General features: G+C 57.8%; 15 protein-coding genes. 6 read left to right on the top strand and 9 right to left on the bottom strand.

What is annotated here, in order from left to right; all coding sequences use genetic code 11:
• Window positions 1-2: 2 nt before the first annotated feature.
• The 5 genes from DEU53_RS20370 to DEU53_RS20350 form a co-directional block, all read right to left on the bottom strand.
• The gene (locus tag DEU53_RS20370; RefSeq protein WP_158527643.1) at window positions 3-1,184 is read right to left on the bottom strand and encodes an MFS transporter; all 1,182 of its coding nucleotides are present in this window, start codon (window positions 1,182-1,184) and stop codon (window positions 3-5) included.
• Window positions 1,185-1,194: 10 nt separating this feature from the next.
• Window positions 1,195-1,956, bottom strand: a complete 762-nt coding sequence (locus DEU53_RS20365) for an SDR family NAD(P)-dependent oxidoreductase (protein ID WP_110868192.1) — start codon at window positions 1,954-1,956, stop codon at window positions 1,195-1,197.
• Between the two features lie 10 nt (window positions 1,957-1,966).
• Window positions 1,967-3,286: a histidinol dehydrogenase gene (gene hisD, locus DEU53_RS20360; protein ID WP_110868191.1), complete on the bottom strand. Its 1,320-nt coding sequence runs from the start codon at window positions 3,284-3,286 to the stop codon at window positions 1,967-1,969.
• 170 nt (window positions 3,287-3,456) lie between these two features.
• The gene (locus tag DEU53_RS20355; protein ID WP_110868190.1) at window positions 3,457-4,758 is read right to left on the bottom strand and encodes an amidase; all 1,302 of its coding nucleotides are present in this window, start codon (window positions 4,756-4,758) and stop codon (window positions 3,457-3,459) included.
• A complete protein-coding gene (locus DEU53_RS20350; RefSeq protein ID WP_110868189.1) occupies window positions 4,755-5,990 on the bottom strand; it encodes an MFS transporter in 1,236 nt (411 codons plus the stop codon). The genes DEU53_RS20355 and DEU53_RS20350 overlap by 4 nt, the downstream gene beginning before the upstream one ends.
• Window positions 5,991-6,288: 298 nt before the next feature.
• On the opposite strand from DEU53_RS20350, the gene DEU53_RS20345 reads away from it, so the two are divergent.
• The 5 genes from DEU53_RS20345 to DEU53_RS20325 all read left to right on the top strand — a co-directional run bounded on the left by DEU53_RS20345 (window position 6,289) and on the right by DEU53_RS20325 (window position 11,748).
• Window positions 6,289-7,356, top strand: coding sequence for a LacI family DNA-binding transcriptional regulator (locus DEU53_RS20345; RefSeq protein WP_110868188.1), 1,068 nt, complete (start codon window positions 6,289-6,291; stop codon window positions 7,354-7,356).
• Window positions 7,356-8,324 carry a nuclear transport factor 2 family protein gene (locus DEU53_RS20340; RefSeq protein ID WP_110868187.1) on the top strand — a complete coding sequence of 323 codons (969 nt, stop codon included), beginning with the start codon at window positions 7,356-7,358 and terminating at the stop codon, window positions 8,322-8,324. Before DEU53_RS20345 ends, DEU53_RS20340 begins: the two co-directional genes overlap by 1 nt.
• Window positions 8,325-8,476: 152 nt before the next feature.
• Window positions 8,477-9,631 (top strand): ester cyclase, encoded by a 1,155-nt coding sequence (locus tag DEU53_RS20335; RefSeq protein ID WP_110868186.1) that lies wholly within the window; start codon window positions 8,477-8,479, stop codon window positions 9,629-9,631.
• Complete coding sequence (gene hisD, locus DEU53_RS20330; RefSeq protein WP_110868185.1) at window positions 9,628-10,926, top strand: histidinol dehydrogenase; 1,299 nt, start codon at window positions 9,628-9,630, stop codon at window positions 10,924-10,926. The genes DEU53_RS20335 and hisD (DEU53_RS20330) overlap by 4 nt, the downstream gene beginning before the upstream one ends.
• A gap of 63 nt (window positions 10,927-10,989) precedes the next feature.
• On the top strand, window positions 10,990-11,748 hold the full coding sequence (locus DEU53_RS20325; RefSeq protein WP_110868184.1) for a CDP-diacylglycerol diphosphatase: 759 nt from the start codon (window positions 10,990-10,992) through the stop codon (window positions 11,746-11,748).
• Between the two features lie 83 nt (window positions 11,749-11,831).
• Here the strand turns inward: DEU53_RS20325 and tpiA are convergent, their stop codons facing one another.
• The 3 genes from tpiA to fpr form a co-directional block, all read right to left on the bottom strand.
• Entirely contained in the window at window positions 11,832-12,599 is a 768-nt protein-coding gene (gene tpiA / locus DEU53_RS20320; RefSeq protein ID WP_008109693.1) for a triose-phosphate isomerase, read from the bottom strand.
• 120 nt (window positions 12,600-12,719) lie between these two features.
• Entirely contained in the window at window positions 12,720-13,310 is a 591-nt protein-coding gene (locus DEU53_RS20315; protein ID WP_110868183.1) for a YiiQ family protein, read from the bottom strand.
• A gap of 106 nt (window positions 13,311-13,416) precedes the next feature.
• Window positions 13,417-14,163: a ferredoxin--NADP(+) reductase gene (fpr, locus tag DEU53_RS20310; protein ID WP_110868182.1), complete on the bottom strand. Its 747-nt coding sequence runs from the start codon at window positions 14,161-14,163 to the stop codon at window positions 13,417-13,419.
• Between the two features lie 283 nt (window positions 14,164-14,446).
• On the opposite strand from fpr, the gene emrD reads away from it, so the two are divergent.
• Entirely contained in the window at window positions 14,447-15,643 is a 1,197-nt protein-coding gene (emrD, locus tag DEU53_RS20305) for a multidrug efflux MFS transporter EmrD (protein ID WP_110868181.1), read from the top strand.
• On the opposite strand, the gene glpX is transcribed toward emrD, so the two are convergent.
• The gene (gene glpX / locus DEU53_RS20300; RefSeq protein ID WP_110868180.1) at window positions 15,633-16,643 is read right to left on the bottom strand and encodes a class II fructose-bisphosphatase; all 1,011 of its coding nucleotides are present in this window, start codon (window positions 16,641-16,643) and stop codon (window positions 15,633-15,635) included. The genes emrD and glpX overlap by 11 nt on opposite strands.
• Window positions 16,644-16,709 lie beyond the last annotated feature (66 nt).

The following is a 16,709-nucleotide window of genomic DNA, read 5'->3' as shown; positions in this document are numbered from 1 at the left end:
GATTAGCCCTCCGCCACAGGACGGGCATTCACCATCCGCATCACATGGCGCACCAGCAGCAGCGACAGCAATGAAATAATGCCAATCACCATAAAGCCCTGCTGCATCGCGAAGTAATATTTGATGTAGCCGACCAGCACCGGGCCAAAGAAAATCCCGGCGGAGTAGATGCTTTGATATAGCCCAACGCGAGTGGATTGCTGCCAGGCGGGCGTGCGGGTGACGATCAGCGAATTCAGCACGGTGGAGATCATGCCGAAGGCACAGCCCGCCAGCGCCTGCAAGCCATACAGCAGCCAGATATTGGGCGCGTAAGGCATGGCTATCGCTACGGCCCCTTGCAGCACGCCGCCGATAATTGCCGTGTTGCGTAAGCCCAGCAGGCGATAGAAGAAGGGCGCGCACAGCGCGGTGGCCAGCGCATAAAAGAACAGATGGATGCCGCTTAGCGTCGCCAGCGAAGCGGCCGCCATGCCAAAGCCTTCTGCCAGTAGCGGCGTCAGCGTGTCGCGCGTGGCAAATGGCACCATCATCACCAGTGCACAGAGTCCGCCGAGATACCACACCGAAGGATCACGCAGCTGAGTGCGAACCGCAGAGAGACGTTGCGCCGTGGGCATCGCTTCCGGGCGTTTTTCACGGATAAAGAATGTCAGCAAAAAAGCCAGCAGCGCGGCAGCGGACGCCACCAAAAAGCTCGATTCGGCACCGAAATGACGGGCAATAAATCCCGCCACCGAAATCCCGATAAAAGTGCCTACCGGCGAGGTGACGCTCAGCATGGCGATCGCGGCGGCGGCTTCCAGCGGCGGGAAGTAAGCCACAAACATCACGTTATACACCACCCACGTCGCGCTGGTGACGCCATCGGCGAGCTTGGCGATAAACAGTGTTTCCGGTGTCGGCCAAAGGTAAACCACCGGCCAGGCGATAAGCGTAAACAATAAGCCAATCTGGATAATGCGTTTGCGGCGGCGAAAGCGGTCCGACAGAATGCCGGTCGGAAAACGCAACAGCATCGAGGCCAATCCGGTCGCGCCGATGATGATTCCCATCACGCGCGCCTCGACATTCAGCGACATGATGTAGGGGGAGAGAAACGGATCAAAGGCGTGAATGCTGATAAAAAACAGCAAGCTAATAATGAAAAACAGCAGCACATCACGACGCAATAACGCTTTCATAATGAGTTCCTCAATAAGCCGTCCAGCCGCCATCCACCTTCAGCGCGCTGCCGGTGATCAACGCTGCGGCCGGTGATGCCAGAAACACCACCGGCCCCATCACATCTTCCAGCGTGCCAAGACGACCAATCTGAATGCGGCGCAGCGTCTGCTGGCGAAACGCTTCATCTGCCAGCGAGGCCTGCGACAGTTCGGTTTCGATAAAGGTGGGGCACAAGGTGTTGATGCGAATGCCATCGCGTCCCAACTCCAGCGCCATGGCACGCGTCAGCCCTTCCAGCGCCGCTTTTGATGCGCAGTAGACGCTGCGCTGCGGGCCGCCGACGTGCGCCATCTGCGAAGAGAGATGGATAATGCTGCCGCCGTGTCCGGCGGCCTGCATGCCGGTCGCGACCTGCTGCGACAGGAAAAACGTGGCGCGCAGGTTGACGTCCATCACCGCATCAAAGTTGGCTTCGCTGACCTCGCTAAACGGCTGATGGCGCGCCAGCCCGGCGCTGTTGACCAGCACATGAAAGCTCGGCAAATCGTGTAGTGCCTGGCGCACCGCGCGCGTGTTGCAGACGTCGAGCGGCAGCGGATGCAATGTCAGGCCGGCGCTCGCCGCCTGCTGCACGGCGTGCGCCAGGCGATCGGCGTCGCGCGCGGCAATCCACACCTGCGCTCCGGCGTCGGCCAGCGCGATAGCGGCGGCAAAACCGATACCGCGCGAGCCGCCGGTCACCAGCGCGCGCTGTCCATCCAGGCGAAATGAAGGGGTAGTCGGAACCATGCGCGCCTCCTTATTTCACCGTAACCGGCGCGGGTGCGGCGTAGGCCACTTCCTGCTGGCCGTAGCGGCGCACGCGGATATTGGCCTGTTCAGCATGACCGGCAAAGCCCTCCAGCAGCGCCAGGCGCGAGCAGTAAGCGCCGATTTCTGCCGAAGCCGCATCGCTGGTGACGCGCTGCCAGGTGCAGGTTTTCATAAATTTGCCCACCCACAAGCCGCCGGTATAACGCGATGCACCCAGCGTGGGCAGCGTATGGTTGGTGCCGATCACCTTGTCGCCATAAGCCACATTGGTATGCGGCCCGAGAAACAGCGCGCCGTAATTGCGCATGTTCTGGTGATACCAGTCATCGCGATCGGTCATCACCTGCACGTGTTCAGAAGCGATGCGGTTGGCTTCTGCCAGCATCTCGTCGTGATCGGCACAGAGAATGATTTCGCCATAGTCGTGCCAGGCTTGTTGCGCCACATCGGCGGTAGGCAGTTGCAGCAACAGCTGGTGAATATAGCGCTCGGTCTCCTGCGCCAGCTGGCGCGAGCAGGTCAGCAGAATCGCGGGTGAGGTGGGGCCATGTTCCGCCTGGCCGAGCAGATCGGTTGCGCAGAGTTCACCGTCAACGCTGTCATCGGCGATCACCAGCGTTTCGGTCGGGCCAGCGAACAGGTCGATGCCAACGCGGCCAAATAGCTGGCGTTTGGCTTCGGCCACCCACGCGTTGCCCGGCCCGACTAACATATCTACCGGCGCAATCCGCTCAGTACCAATCGCCATGGCGCCCACCGCCTGAATGCCGCCGAGCGCATAGATCTCGTCGGCGCCGGCCATCGACTGCGCCGCAACAATGGCTGCAGCCGGTTTACCGTGAAACGGCGGGGCGCAGCTCACGATGCGATCGCAGCCTGCGACTTTGGCGGTAATGATCGACATATGCGCCGAAGCCAGCAGCGGGTATTTACCGCCCGGCACGTAACAGCCAACATTGCTGATGGGAATGTTGCGATGGCCAAGTATCACGCCCGGACGCGTTTCAATCGCCAAATCGGTCAGGCAATTTTTTTGCGCCTGAGCGAAGTTATGCACCTGCTCCTGAGCGAATTCGATGTCGCGAATATCTTGTTTGGTCAGCTGTTGCAGGCAGGCATTGATCTCCTGCGGCGTTAAGCGGAAATCATCGCGGGCAAAGCCATCGAACTTAATCGAGAGTTCGCGCACCGCGTCATCGCCGCGCGCTTCAATTTGCGCCAGCACTGCTTCCACATCGCTGCGAACGCGCTGTTGCTGCTGTGGGCGTTCTGCTTTCGCTGCCGCCTGTTTTAACCAGATTGCCATGCTCTTTTCCTCATCATTGATTGCTGTTAATCAGATTTGCATACGTATGCAAAGAGCGTAAAGAGGCTGAAAGGGGAAAAAATGAAAAGTGAGAATGTGCGCAGTTTTTTCAAATTGCAGGCAGCAGAAAGCCCCGCAGAACGGGGATTAACATGATGAATTTTCTGGTTTTACAGTCGCTCTATCGCCAAAGCGAGCGCCAGCAATGCTTCTTCATCAGGCGCTGGATAGAGCAGTTCCAGCCCCAGCGGCAAACCGTTAGCTAGTTGACCAAACGGCAACGTTACGGCGGGTAAGCCGCTGATGGCCGCCAGCTCCGGCGCCCAGCCCGGCGGCATCTTCTCCAGTGAAATCGGAGTGCGCTGGCTGGTGGGATAAATCAGCGCCTCCAGCCGCTGATCCTGCATCTGCTGTTGCAGTTGCTGACGCAAATGGCGTTGAAAACGGCGTTGCTCGCGCCATGCGGCACACACCAGCGCGCTGCGCGTGAGGTGTAATTGCAGCAGTTCATCGAACTCGGCGAGATGTTCGCCTCGTGCCAGCAGATCCGAAAGCGAAGCAGGCGCATGGTCCATTTTGCTTAGCCAGCGGGACATCGCCGGATGGAATTCGCGCAGGCTGAGACAAGGTTCCTGCGCCACGCGCGATGATAGCGGTAACCGCAGCGGAATCAGTGTGGCGCCTGCCCGCCGCAGACGAGAGAAAGCCAGTGCTAATGCCTGACGTTGCGCGTCATCATCGCCTGACAGATCGTTAATCATACCCAGCCGCACACCCCGCAAGGTTCGCTGCGCTAGCGGGCGCACCGGCAGCCCATGCGTTACCTGATGCAGCAGCGCCGCATCATCCACGCACCATGTCATCGGCCCAACGGTGTCTTTGCTGAGCGAAAGCGGTGCGACGCCGCGCAGCTGGCGGCGGCGAAATGCCGGACGCAGTCCCACCAGACCGGTCCATGCCGCGGGAATGCGAATCGATCCGCCAGTATCACTGCCGAGTGCCGCATCCGCCATACCGGCCACCACCGCCGCTGCGCTGCCGCCGCTTGAGCCACCGGCGGTCAGCTGTGGATTCAGGGGATTGCGCACATCGCCGCCGAGCGAACTGCGCGAACGTACGTCAAAGGCGAACTCAGACAGATTCGCTTTGGCGAGAATCAGCGCACCCGCAGTTCTCAGGCGTGCAATTACGCGCGCATCTTCACGTGGCTGTGCTTCGGCCAGCGCCCGGCAGCCGAGCGTGGTAGCCATGCCGACGCAATCAATATTATCTTTTATCACCAGCGGAATGCCGTGCAGCACGCCAACCGGCGCGCCGCTACGCCATAAGCGATCGCAGCGCTGTGCCTCTTTCATCACCTGGGGATTAATACTGATAATCGCGTTGAGCGCGCGACCTGCGTTGATAGCGGCTAAGCGGCGTTCAACCTCTTCCGCACTGTTGCGCTGCGGTTGCAGGCGCGCGGCACTCATTTCACCGCATCCTGCGACAGCATGCCGCTCGCTTTACGTGCCGCTGGCGGCAACTGACGCTGCTGCACCCGTTTTGCCGCTAGCGGTGTTAACACGCCAGCGATCAGACACAAGCCACCAATCACCCAATAACCCGCGTAGACATTGACGTGTTGCAACAACACGCCCATCAACACCGGGCCGAAAAACATGCCGCACGAATAGATGGTTTGAAACAGACCCATCCGGGTGGTTTGTTCATGTTCCGAAGTGTTAACCACGCTCAAGGACATAAACACGGCAAACGCCATGCCAAAGGAAAAACCGGCCAGACCTTGCCACAGGTAAATCAGCCACATGTTGCTGGTCAAAGGGACGAAAATTGACGAGATGATTTGTAATCCGATGCCCACCAGCGCGGTGTTAACCAAGCCCAGCCGCTGATAAAACACGGAACTGCACAATGCCACGGCCACACCATAAAACAACAAGTGGATATTACTCAGCACTGCCAGCGTGCCCGCCTTGGCACCTAACTGCTGAGCGTATATGGGCGTGAGCGTGTCGCGAGTGGCAAACGGGACCAAAATCACCACCGTCGCCAGCAGCCCAATAAACCAAATTGAGCGGTCCGCTAGCTGGCGTTTAGCGCTGTCGATACAGGCTTTGAGGTGCGGCGCTTTGTGGCTATCTTCCTCTTCACGAACGCGCAGGCTGAGAAGCAGCGCCAGGCAACCGGCAATCGCCGGCACAAAAAACGCCTGCGTACTGCCCAGCCATAGGGCAACGGCACCGCAAATGGCATTGCTAATAAACACGCCAATCGGCCCGGCCAATGCCAACAGCGCCACCGCAGCCGGCGCGTCATCACGAGGAAAATAGCGGATGAAAATGATGTTATAGAGCACCCAACTCGCGGCAGCGATGCCGCAGGCCAGCTTGGCCAGCCAGAATGTCAGCGCAGCGGGGAACATCCACGCCAGCGGCCAGGCAATCACCGGCAGCAGCAGGGCGAACTGCATAAACACTTTGCGATTTTTCATCACGTCAGAGATGACGCTGAGCGGAAAACGGATGCACAGCGACGCCAAACCAGAGGCGCCCATAATCATGCCGATGGTTTGCGGTTCAATGCCTAATCTCACCATGTAAGGCGCCATGAAGGCATCGAAGCCGTGAATGCAGATAAAAAACAGCACGCTCATGGTGAAAAACGTCAACAGCTCGGGACGGCTAAACAGTGCTCGAAACATGTTAAACCTCTTATCAACGCAGATAAGTGACTAAAAACGCGGGTTTCATCCTGAGTCCGGGTCGGTTATGTTGCATGCATTGAATACGTATTCAACGGGCGAAGTTACGAAATGATTTCATGTTTGTAAAGCGCATGCTTGGCAATGTGAAAAAAAAGTTATTGAGTGTTGCATACGCATGCAAAAAAGGTGTAAGAGTAAAAAACACACACCGAAGCAGGTGAGTCCGGTTGATGAAATTGGCTACAATGCCCGGCAGTCACCCGTGCATCAGTGTGCTAAACAGGAAGATAACGCCATGAAACGTAAGACCTTCGGTCCAGTGACCTCACAACACGTTGCGCAGCACGCCGGCGTTTCACAGTCTGCGGTCTCGCGTACCTTCACGCCGGGCGCCAGTATTTCACCGGCCACGCGTGAAAAGGTGCTGCAGTCTGCCCGTGAGTTGGGTTATCGACCCAACGCGTTGGCGCGATCGCTGAACACCGCACGTTCGCGCATCGTTGGTGTGGTGATCTCCTGTTTCGATAATCCGTTTTATCCCCATGTGCTGGAAGCGTTGGGGCGTGAACTGGATGCGCTTAACTACCATCTGCTGCTGTTCGTCAGCGATCGGGATAGCAATGTTGACCGCATTTTCGATCAGATCATGCAGTACCGCGTGGATGGCATTGTGCTGGCATCCGGCGCGTTATCCGATGCCTTATCCGAAGAGTGCCACGGCGCGGGCATTCCGGTGGTGCTGTTCAACCGCACCGCCGAAAGCGAAATGGCGTCAAGCGTGAATACCGATAACCGTGCCGCCGCACGTCAGATCGCCGAATTTCTGTTGGCAGGCGAACATCAATGCTTTGCCTGCATTACCGGCGCGGACAACGCTTCGGTAAATCAGCTACGGCTGGACGGTTTTCGCGAGGCATTGCGCGCGCGCAACATCGACGTCACGGTGTTAGCGGGTCAAAACGACAGCGAGCAAACCGCACAGGCGGCGCGTCAATTGTTCAGCAGCGGCACGCCGCCCGATGCGGTGTTTGCCGTCAACGATCATATGGCGCTGACGGTTATGGATGTGGCGCGTTACGAGTTTGGTCTGCGCATTCCGCAGGATGTGTCGGTGGTGGGTTATGACGATGTTGGTCCAGCGGGCTGGCCTTCGTATGCGCTGACGTCTATCTGTCAGCCGGTTGAAGTGATGGTGCAACGCACCATTGGCCTGCTAATGCAGCAAATCGACAGCGCGGTGATGGCACCCGAGCAAATTGTTATTCCCGGCACGTTGGTAGTACGCCACTCCGCGCGGCGTCCGCGTCACGGCGTGGTAGAAGAGAACGGCCAGCTGCTATTTCGTTCAGAGGAGGTTGAGTAATGCGATTGCCGGGTTTCAGTCCCCAGTTTGATTCTATTCAGCAGTTTATTCTGACGTTAACCCACGTGGTATGGGAGCAGAAGGATATCGGGCAGCTGGCTGATTTCTACGCCACGCCGGTGGTATTTCACACGCCGGAAAAGCGCCTGACCGAACTCAGCGATTTCATGCGTTTGACGCTGGAAGCGTTACATTGCTTCCCGCAGCGTCAGGTGCTGACCGAAGATATTCTCACCGCGCGTGAAGGCGATACCTGTTGGTACGCCTCGCAGCGCACGCAGGCACGTATTCAGCATCTGGGCGAAGGCTTCTTTGGCGCGCCGAGTGGCAAAACGGTTTGGGTACGTACTTTCGCCGATCGTATTTGTCGTGATGGGCTGGTGGAGCAAGAGTGGCTGCTGCAGGATCGCGCGGGCATTCTTGCGCAGATTGGTACCAACGTGGCGGAGTTTGCCCAGCATCTAACGCAGATGCGCCAGCAACAAGGGCTGGAGATGCCCGCGCCCGAAGAGCTGGAAGCGCGTTGGGCTGGCGGCCCGGATGGCGATGATGCCGAAGGAACCATCGCGGGTTTGATTGAGCGCTATCTCAGCATGTGGGCCGGCGGCAACAGCGGTGTGGTGCCAGGTGTTTATCATCCCGCCGCCACCTTGCACGGACCGGGCCACAGCAGCTTTACCGGCGAGCAGGAGATTGGCAGCTTCCTTTCCGGCTATCGCGCCTCATTCGCTGACAGCGAAACGCAGCTGCATCATTTGGTGGTGCGCCGCGATGCCAACGAACCGGTGCGCATCAGCCTGCGCTGGTCACTGTTGAGCTGGCATGACGGCTACGGAAAGTTTGGTCCGCCGTCGCGCAAGCCAGTGTGTATTTCCGGTATTTCTCATTTGGAATTACGTGATGGCGTCATCATGCGGGAATATTTAGGTATTGATGAACTCTCAATCTGGTTACAGCTACTCAGCTGATTAATCAGCACTTTTAAATAACGCATCACGTCACGGTAATTAATCCCTTAATTACCGACGGCGTTCTGCACCCTGAATTCAGCCGGGTGAATCGGCAGCGCTTGATTGCGAGGACCGCGCTCACCCTTAATTCGTCAAAAGCAGGAGTGTTTATGTCTACAACGGATACGGCTAATAAAGCCACCGCCAGTGAAAAGAGCGCAGAAAAAACCTCAGCACGCACCCAGGCCGAACCGGTTTTGCAGGTTGAGCGACGGGATTTTGTCGATCTGGTTCCAGAAAACCGTGCGCGGGTGCAGCCAATGCGCGGTTTCGATCCCTGCTATACCGATATCGTTGATTACATTGTGCGTTGTACCCACAAGATCTGGGATGAGCGCGATGTCGGGCTGATCTACAGCCATTACACCCATAACTGCGTGTTATACAACGCATTGGGCACCATTTATACCCGTGAACAAGTGGTGCTCGATACCTTGCAACGTTTGGTCGCCTTCCCGGAACGCCGCGGCATGGCAACGCAGGTGATTTGGAACGGCAACGACGTGGACGGCTTCTACACCTCGCATCTGGTCACCGGTAGCGGCCGCCATACACAATCAAGCCAATACGGTAAACCCACCAACCGCACCTTCACCACGCGCACCGTGGCGGACTGCATGATTCTGGAAAACAAGATTTACCGCGAATGGGTGGTGAGCGACAACATGTCGCTGATGCGTCAATTGGGGCTGGATACCGACCAGATCGCGTACAACATGGCGAAAGAGCAGTTTGATAAGGGTTTCCGACTGACGGAGATTGGCGAAAACCGTCGTCTGCTCGGCCAGTATCCGCCAGAAAGCGATCCGGATTACACGCTGGCGCACAGTGATACCGAAGCACAGGTGCTGGGCTGGCTGCACGAGATTTACAACAAACGCATGCTGGGCAAAGTGAAAGAGGTTTACGCCAGCAATGTGCAGTGGCACGGCCCACTGATGAAAGAGTTATATGGTCAGGCATCGGTGATCCATCAGACGCTGGCGCTGATCGGCATGATCCCAGACGGCGCATGGATGCCGCAGCATATCTGCTCCAATCCATGTGAAGAGGGCGGCACCAAAGTGGCGGTGCGCTGGGTAATGGAAGGGCATCATCTTGGCTACGGCGAATTGGGTAAACCGACGGGACAGCGTCTGCTGGTGATGGGCATGAGCCACTATCACGTAGTAAACGGCAAAATTGTTGATGAATGGGTGGTTTACGATCACCTGGCGATGCTGGCGCAGATCAAACTGGGACAACTGGCGGAGACGGAAGCATGAGCAAACAACGCGTGCAGTTTATCAAGCAAGCCGCGGGCGAGGATGCGCAGGCGGATGCCAGCCTGATCGCCACCGTGAGCGACATTATTAGCAACGTGCGTCAGCGCGGAGACGCGGCACTGCGTGATTACTCGCAGAAATTTGATGGTGTCGCGCCGGAGCAGCTGGAAGTTTCGGCAGCAGAGATCGAGCAGGCGCTGGCGCAACTCGCCGATCAAACCCGCCAGGACAGTGAGTTTGCCATTGCGCAGGTGCGCCGCTTCGCCGAAGCGCAGCGCGCCACCTTGCAGCCGCTGGAGATTGAGACGTTGCCGGGCGTTCATCTGGGGCATCGCATCATCCCGATTGAAACCGTGGGCTGCTATGTGCCGGGCGGACGCTATCCGATCCTCTCCGCGCCGGTGATGTCTATCGTGCCAGCGGTGGTGGCGGGCTGCGATAACATCATCGCCTGTCTGCCGCCGGGCGCTCATCCGGCAATGATTGCAATTTGCCACTTGGCCGGAGCGCACCGCATTTTCAAAGTTGGTGGTGCGCAGGCCATTGCCGCGATGGCATACGGCACCGCATCGCTGCCGGCGGTGGACAAGATCGTCGGGCCGGGCAACGCTTTCGTCAATGAGGCGAAGCGTCAGGTATTTGGCAAAGTGGGTATTGATGCGTTGGCGGGGCCGAGCGAAATCTTTATCGTCGCCGATGACAGTGCTGATCCGCGCGTGCTGGCAGCGGATCTGCTGGCGCAGGCGGAGCATGACGTGCGCACGCGTGTTGGGCTGGCGACCACCAGCGAACGCGTGGCGCATGCAACATTGCGGGAAATTGAGGCGCAGCTGGCATCCTTGCCGACGGCGAAAACGGCTGGTGAGGCGTGGCAGCGTCAGGGCGAAATTGTTCTCTGTGCCGACGAGGATGCGATGGTGGCGTACACCGATGAGATCGCCACTGAGCATCTGCAAATCCATGCGCGCGATCCCCATGCGCTGGCGGCGCGCATCCGCAATTACGGATCGCTGTTTATCGGGCAAAACGCCAGCGTGGTGTTTTCTGATAAATGCTGCGGCACCAACCACACGCTGCCCACCATGGCGGCGGCACGTTACACCGGCGGATTGTGGGTCGGTGCGTATCTGAAAACCTGCACGCATCAATGGATTGACGATCAGGGTATCGTCGCCATCGCTGCTCCTGCGGTGCGCCAGAGCCGTACCGAAGGGATGCAGGCGCATCGTCGTGCGGCGCAGATTCGTTTGCAGCCAGAAAAACTCGACGCCATCCTGCGTGGCGCGGAGGATTAGTCCGTGACTTTCATCACCTGCCAGGCGAGGATGCTGGCAGGTGATGAACAGAGGAATCGGGCTATGCAGGGCAGTCGTCGTACCCTGAAGTTACTTACCGCTTTATTGGTGCTGTTGATTGTCGGACTGATCGCCGGCGCCATCCATTTCCATAAAAACGCCAACGCCTTATGGCAGATCATCAGCGAAAAGTGCGTGCCGAATATGGCGGCGACGGGCAACCCAGCGCCGTGCCAGCAGGTGAATAGCGCGCAGGGTTACGTCACGCTGAAAGATCTCAACGGGCCGTTGCAGTATCTGCTGATGCCGGTCGAAAAAATCACCGGCATGGAAAGTCCCATCATTCTTGAACCTGCTACACCAAATCTGTTTGCCGAAGCCTGGCAACAGCGCGGATTACTGGCGCAAAGGCACGGCGCGCCCATTCCCGATAGCGCGCTGTCGCTGGCCATCAATGCGCAATACGGGCGTACGCAGAATCAGCTGCATATTCATATTTCCTGTCTGCGTCCGGATGTGCGCCAGCAGCTGGATGCGCTGGCACCGAGACTGAATGCACAGTGGCAGAGTGAAACGCTGCGCAAGCATGGTTATCTAGTGCGGGCGCTTTCTAAGCAAGAGCTGTCGCAGCAGAGTGCGTTTATCCGTCTGGCGGATGAAGTGCCGCATGCGCGCAGCGAGATGGGGAAATATGGCCTGGCGCTGGCACAGCTGCCGGATGGCCGTTTAGCGCTGCTGGCGCTGGAACGTAACTGGCTGAAGCTGAACAGCGGTTCGGCGGAAGAGCTGCAGGATCATAACTGCAGCATATTGCCGCAATAACTCTTTTTCGTAGGGACGCAATTAATAGCGGCCAATAAAAAAGGCGGCTAATCAGCCGCCTTAATCTGCATCTAAACGCTAAGTTACGCGTTTTTCGCTGCTGCTGCCGCTTTCACGATTACCGCAAAAGCATCCGCTTTCAGTGAAGCACCGCCAACCAGCGCGCCATCGATATCTGGCTGGGTGAACAGCTCAGCGGCGTTTTTGTCGTTGACCGAACCGCCGTACTGAATGATCACTTGCTGAGCGATAGCCGCATCTTTCTTCGCGATGTGGTCACGAATGAATTTATGCACCGCCTGAGCCTGCGCTGGCGTAGCTGATTTTCCGGTACCGATAGCCCAAACCGGCTCATAAGCGATGACTGCGCCTTCGAACGCCGCGGCGCCCTGCGTTTCCAGCACGGCGTCGATCTGACGTGCGCACACTTCTTCCGTTTTGCCCGCTTCGTTTTCTGCGTCAGTTTCACCGATGCACAGAACCGGCACCAGACCCGCTTCTTTCACTACGGCAAATTTCTTCGCGATGAACTCGTCGCTCTCTTTGTGGTAGGTGCGGCGCTCAGAGTGGCCGATGATGATGTATTTCGCGCCAACGTCTTTCAACATGTCTGCGGAAGTTTCGCCAGTGAATGCGCCAGACAGATTAACGTCAACGTTCTGAGCACCCAGAGCAATGTGGCTACCGGAAATGGCGTGTTTCGCCAGGTCCAGATAGATGGCTGGCGGTGCAATCGCGACGCCACAACCATCAACACCAGACAGCTCTTTGCGCAGGCCTTCAATCAGCTCTTTGGTGATCTGCTTGCTACCGTTCAGTTTCCAGTTACCCATAACCAGTGGATGTCGCATTCTTTCCTCCGCATAACGCGATTCATGAAATAGCGCTGCCATCGGGCAGCGATGTCTGCGAGACAGTATAGAGATCAAATGTGTTGCTGGCTTTGCTTTTCGTCATTTTTGCCGGTGCGATCAGGGCGTCGCGAGCGCCAGTTTTATCGGTTCAACGGCGAAGGTCAAACCCTTGTCGCCGTTGTCTGCCACCACGAAACGCAATGCACCTTCGGTGCGGGCAAAATAGCGCGCACCTTTACCGGCGCTCAGCAGGGAATCGAGTTTTTTACGCCCCTCTTCAGGCGACAAGCCGGGAATGAAGAAGCGCAGCAGGGCGGTCATGTAATCCATGGCGCGAGCCTGCGCGGCTTTCATATCGGGGCCGGGAACCGGCAGCCAGGTGATTTGCAGGGTTTTGATTTTGCCGGTGCCTTGCTCCAGTGCGGTTGAGGCATACAGCGTTTCGCTGATTTTGCTGGCGGCACGCGTCAGATTGCTTTTATCGCCGCGACTATCAATCGCGCGATACTCCTGCAGCAATGCATTGGGATTAGCAGCGTTGTACTTCTCACGGAACTGAGCAACGGTCATATCGAACGTCGGCGCACCCGCGAGCAGATAGGGCGCTGCAGGCAGATGATCGTTACGATCCAACGCGGCTGCATCGTCCGCCCAGGCGGGAAATGTCAGTGCGAGGCCAAGCAGCAGCGCGACTGGCAGGTTGTTCATTGCTTCGGCCCTAAATCATTCACTTAGCCCACGATTAGAACGGTTTTTACCGGGCAAAGTCAAAACCCACACTGGGAAAAATCTCAGATTATTCGCTCCGCGCCGATTACCAGTAATGCTCGCTGGTCATGTGGCCGGGTTTGCGTTTGAAATGTTTGCGCATCTCACGCGTATCTTTCAGCAGCTGCTGGGTATCGCGCACCATCTGTGGATTGCCGCACAGCATCACATGGCTGGTTTCTGCCGTCAGCGGCAAGCCAACCGCACGCTCCAGTTCTCCGCTTTCAATCAACTGCGGTACGCGGCCGTGCAGCGAACCGGCGATCTCTTCGCGGCTCACCACCGTTTGGATGTGTAACTTGCCCTGATAGCGCTGCTGCAACGCCTGCATCAAGGGCAGGAAGCTCAGGTCATCGGCGAAGCGCGCGGCGTGTACCAGCACAATATTGTCGAAACGATCCAGATCTTCGCCCTGTTGCAGGATCGATAAATAGGGGCCGATCGCCGTGCCTGTCGCCAGCATCCACAGCGTTTGGCAATCTGGAATTTCGTCGAGCACAAAGAAACCCGCCGCCTCTTTGGTGATCATCACCTGCTCGCCGGGCTGCAGCGCCTGCAAACGCGGGCTCAGTTTGCCTTCCGGTACCGTGACCAGATAAAACTCCAGCAGCGGATCCTGCGGCGCGTTGACGTACGAATAGGCACGCTGCACGCGCTCACCGTCAATTTCCAGAGCCAGCTTGGCAAATTGTCCCGCGGTAAAGGTATCAATCGGCGCTGCAACGCGCAGGCTGAACAGTGCATCGGTCCAGTTTTTTACCTCTTTCACTTCAGCATTGATCCACTCTGCCATGTTGGCTCCTTAATATTGTTTAGTTAGGTACATCATCGCCATCGGCCTAACGGATTTCCAGTCCATGCACGGGCAAAGGGCTCTCAGCGACAAACGCAGCGCACAGATCAGCAACTGTAGCGGGCGGTTTACAATCTGGACAAACAGCTTGACGGCTTGAGACATACAGCTTTGCCCGCGCCTCTCGATTTGTCACTGAATCCTGATATTTTTGCCGCCATAAATCCGAGGCGGCCTTTTTTGTGCTGCTTATTCTTTGTTTCTCAGGCAGACATTTTGTTCCATGTTGATAAGTAAAACGCAAAATCGCTTTCTGTTATTCATGCTGATCGTGCTGGTGGCGGTTGGGCAGATGGCGCAAACCATCTATGTGCCAGCCATGGCCCACATCGCCGAAACGCTTAATGTGCGCAGCGGGGCGATCCAGCAGGTGATGGCCGCCTATCTGATGACCTACGGCGGATCGCAGTTGATCTACGGCCCGCTGTCGGACAGTTTTGGCCGACGTCCGGTGATCCTGATTGGCATGACGATCTTTGCCGTCGGCGCGTTGATCGCCATGTTCGCGCCCTCGTTGGAGATTCTGGTGCTGGGCAGCGCGGTACAAGGTTTAGGTACCGGCGTGGCGGGCGTGATGGCGCGCACCATGCCGCGCGATCTCTACGCCGGCATCGCACTGCGCCAGGCGAACAGCTTGCTTAATATGGGCATTCTGGTCAGCCCGCTGCTGGCTCCGGTGATTGGGGCGCTGCTGACGCATCTGTTTGGCTGGCACGCCTGTTTCGCCTTCCTGCTGCTGCTGTGCGCCGGCGTCACCGCGTCGATGGCGCGCTGGCTGCCGGAAACGCGTCCAGCGGATACGCCCGCCACGCCGTTCCTGCGCCGTTATGCCACTTTGCTGAGCGACGGCAACTTTGTGCGGTATCTGCTGCTACTGATTGGCGCGCTGGCGGGCATCGCGGTGTTTGAAGCCAGCTGTGGCGTGCTGATGGGAGGCGTGTTGGGGCTGGATGGATTAACCGTCAGCATCCTGTTTATCCTGCCGATTCCGGCGGCGTTCTTTGGTGCCTGGTTTGCCGGACGTGAGCAGAAATCCTGGCACACGCTGATGTGGTACGGCGTGAACAGCTGCCTGTTAGCGGGCTTGCTGATGTGGGTTCCGGCCTGGTTTGGCGTGATGAACATCTGGACGTTGCTGGTGCCGGCTGCGCTGTTCTTCTTTGGCGCGGGCATGCTGTTTCCGCTGGCAACCTCGGGCGCGATGGAGCCATATGCGTGGCTGGCGGGCAGCGCGGGTGCGTTAATCGGAGGCTTGCAGAATCTCGGTTCCGGCGTGGTGGCTTGGCTTTCTGCGCTGTTGCCGCAGCACGATCAATCCAGCCTTGGCATGCTGATGTTCGTGACATCGCTGGTGATGCTGCTGTGCTGGTGGCCGCTCTCACGCCATCCGGAGAGCGGCAAGCAGGCGATTACAGGATAAATTGATGCAGCGCCGCGTCTTTGCGATCCAGATAGTGGATTGACTGGATGCGGCGAATGGTGCGCGATTTACCTCGCACCAGCAGGGTTTCGCTGATGGCGATGTTGCCGTTACGCGTGATGCCTTTCAACAAATCGCCGGTGGTGATGCCGGTGGCCGCGAAGATAACGTTATCGTTGCGCGCCATCTGATCCAGCTTCAGTACCTGACCCGCTTCAATGCCCATCTCGGCGCAGCGTTGCAGTTCATTCTCGCCCAGACGACGATTCTCTTCGCTATCCCCTTTCACATGGTGACGCGCCAGCAGGCGTGCCTGCATGTCGCCGTCCATCGCACGGATCACGGCCGCCGACACCACACCTTCCGGCGCGCCGCCGATGCCGTACATCACATCCACTTCGCTATCCGGCATACAGGTCAGAATCGAGGCTGCAACATCGCCATCCGGGAAGGAGAACACGCGCACGCCGAGCTGCTGCAGCTGGGCAATCACCGCATCGTGGCGGGGCTTGGCAAGAATCGATACCGTTAACTGGCTGAGCGGTTTGCCCAATGCCAGCGCGATGTTTTTCAGGTTGATATCAAGCGGCAGATTGAGGTCGATGGCGCCACGTGCGCCCGGTCCAACAATCAGCTTTTCCATGTACATATCAGGTGCGTGCAGGAAGCTGCCCTTATCACCAACCGCCAGCACCGCCAGCGCATTGGCCTGGCCCATGGCCGTCATGCGTGTGCCTTCAATCGGATCGACCGCGATATCCACCGCGTCGCCACGGCCGGTACCGACTTTCTCACCGATATACAGCATCGGCGCTTCGTCGATTTCGCCTTCGCCAATCACAATCTGGCCGTCGATATCAATAGTGTTGAGCATAATGCGCATGGCGTGAACGGCTGCGCCGTCGGCCGCATTTTTATCGCCGCGTCCTAACCAGTGATAGCCCGCCAGAGCGGCGGCTTCAGTCACGCGGGAAAATTCAATCGCGAGTTCTCGTTTCATGGTGGCACCTGACAAAAAACAGGCAGGCAGTTTAACACAGCGGGGAAGCGGGACGGGGGAAAAACC

This window comes from Pantoea sp. AG1095 (genome assembly GCF_003208415.1).
GTDB lineage: Bacteria > Pseudomonadota > Gammaproteobacteria > Enterobacterales > Enterobacteriaceae > Pantoea > Pantoea leporis.
Note: the sequence above shows the minus strand (reverse complement) of the source record. Positions and strands in the feature narration are given on the sequence as shown.

Coding starts and splice junctions, on each gene's coding strand:
- DEU53_RS20370 (WP_158527643.1), bottom strand. CDS start 1,184: ATGAAAGCGTTATTGCGTCGTGATGTGCTGCTGTTTTTCATTATTAGC.
- DEU53_RS20365 (WP_110868192.1), bottom strand. CDS start 1,956: ATGGTTCCGACTACCCCTTCATTTCGCCTGGATGGACAGCGCGCGCTG.
- hisD (WP_110868191.1), bottom strand. CDS start 3,286: ATGGCAATCTGGTTAAAACAGGCGGCAGCGAAAGCAGAACGCCCACAG.
- DEU53_RS20355 (WP_110868190.1), bottom strand. CDS start 4,758: ATGAGTGCCGCGCGCCTGCAACCGCAGCGCAACAGTGCGGAAGAGGTT.
- DEU53_RS20350 (WP_110868189.1), bottom strand. CDS start 5,990: ATGTTTCGAGCACTGTTTAGCCGTCCCGAGCTGTTGACGTTTTTCACC.
- DEU53_RS20345 (WP_110868188.1), top strand. CDS start 6,289: ATGAAACGTAAGACCTTCGGTCCAGTGACCTCACAACACGTTGCGCAG.
- DEU53_RS20340 (WP_110868187.1), top strand. CDS start 7,356: ATGCGATTGCCGGGTTTCAGTCCCCAGTTTGATTCTATTCAGCAGTTT.
- DEU53_RS20335 (WP_110868186.1), top strand. CDS start 8,477: ATGTCTACAACGGATACGGCTAATAAAGCCACCGCCAGTGAAAAGAGC.
- hisD (WP_110868185.1), top strand. CDS start 9,628: ATGAGCAAACAACGCGTGCAGTTTATCAAGCAAGCCGCGGGCGAGGAT.
- DEU53_RS20325 (WP_110868184.1), top strand. CDS start 10,990: ATGCAGGGCAGTCGTCGTACCCTGAAGTTACTTACCGCTTTATTGGTG.
- tpiA (WP_008109693.1), bottom strand. CDS start 12,599: ATGCGACATCCACTGGTTATGGGTAACTGGAAACTGAACGGTAGCAAG.
- DEU53_RS20315 (WP_110868183.1), bottom strand. CDS start 13,310: ATGAACAACCTGCCAGTCGCGCTGCTGCTTGGCCTCGCACTGACATTT.
- fpr (WP_110868182.1), bottom strand. CDS start 14,163: ATGGCAGAGTGGATCAATGCTGAAGTGAAAGAGGTAAAAAACTGGACC.
- emrD (WP_110868181.1), top strand. CDS start 14,447: ATGTTGATAAGTAAAACGCAAAATCGCTTTCTGTTATTCATGCTGATC.
- glpX (WP_110868180.1), bottom strand. CDS start 16,643: ATGAAACGAGAACTCGCGATTGAATTTTCCCGCGTGACTGAAGCCGCC.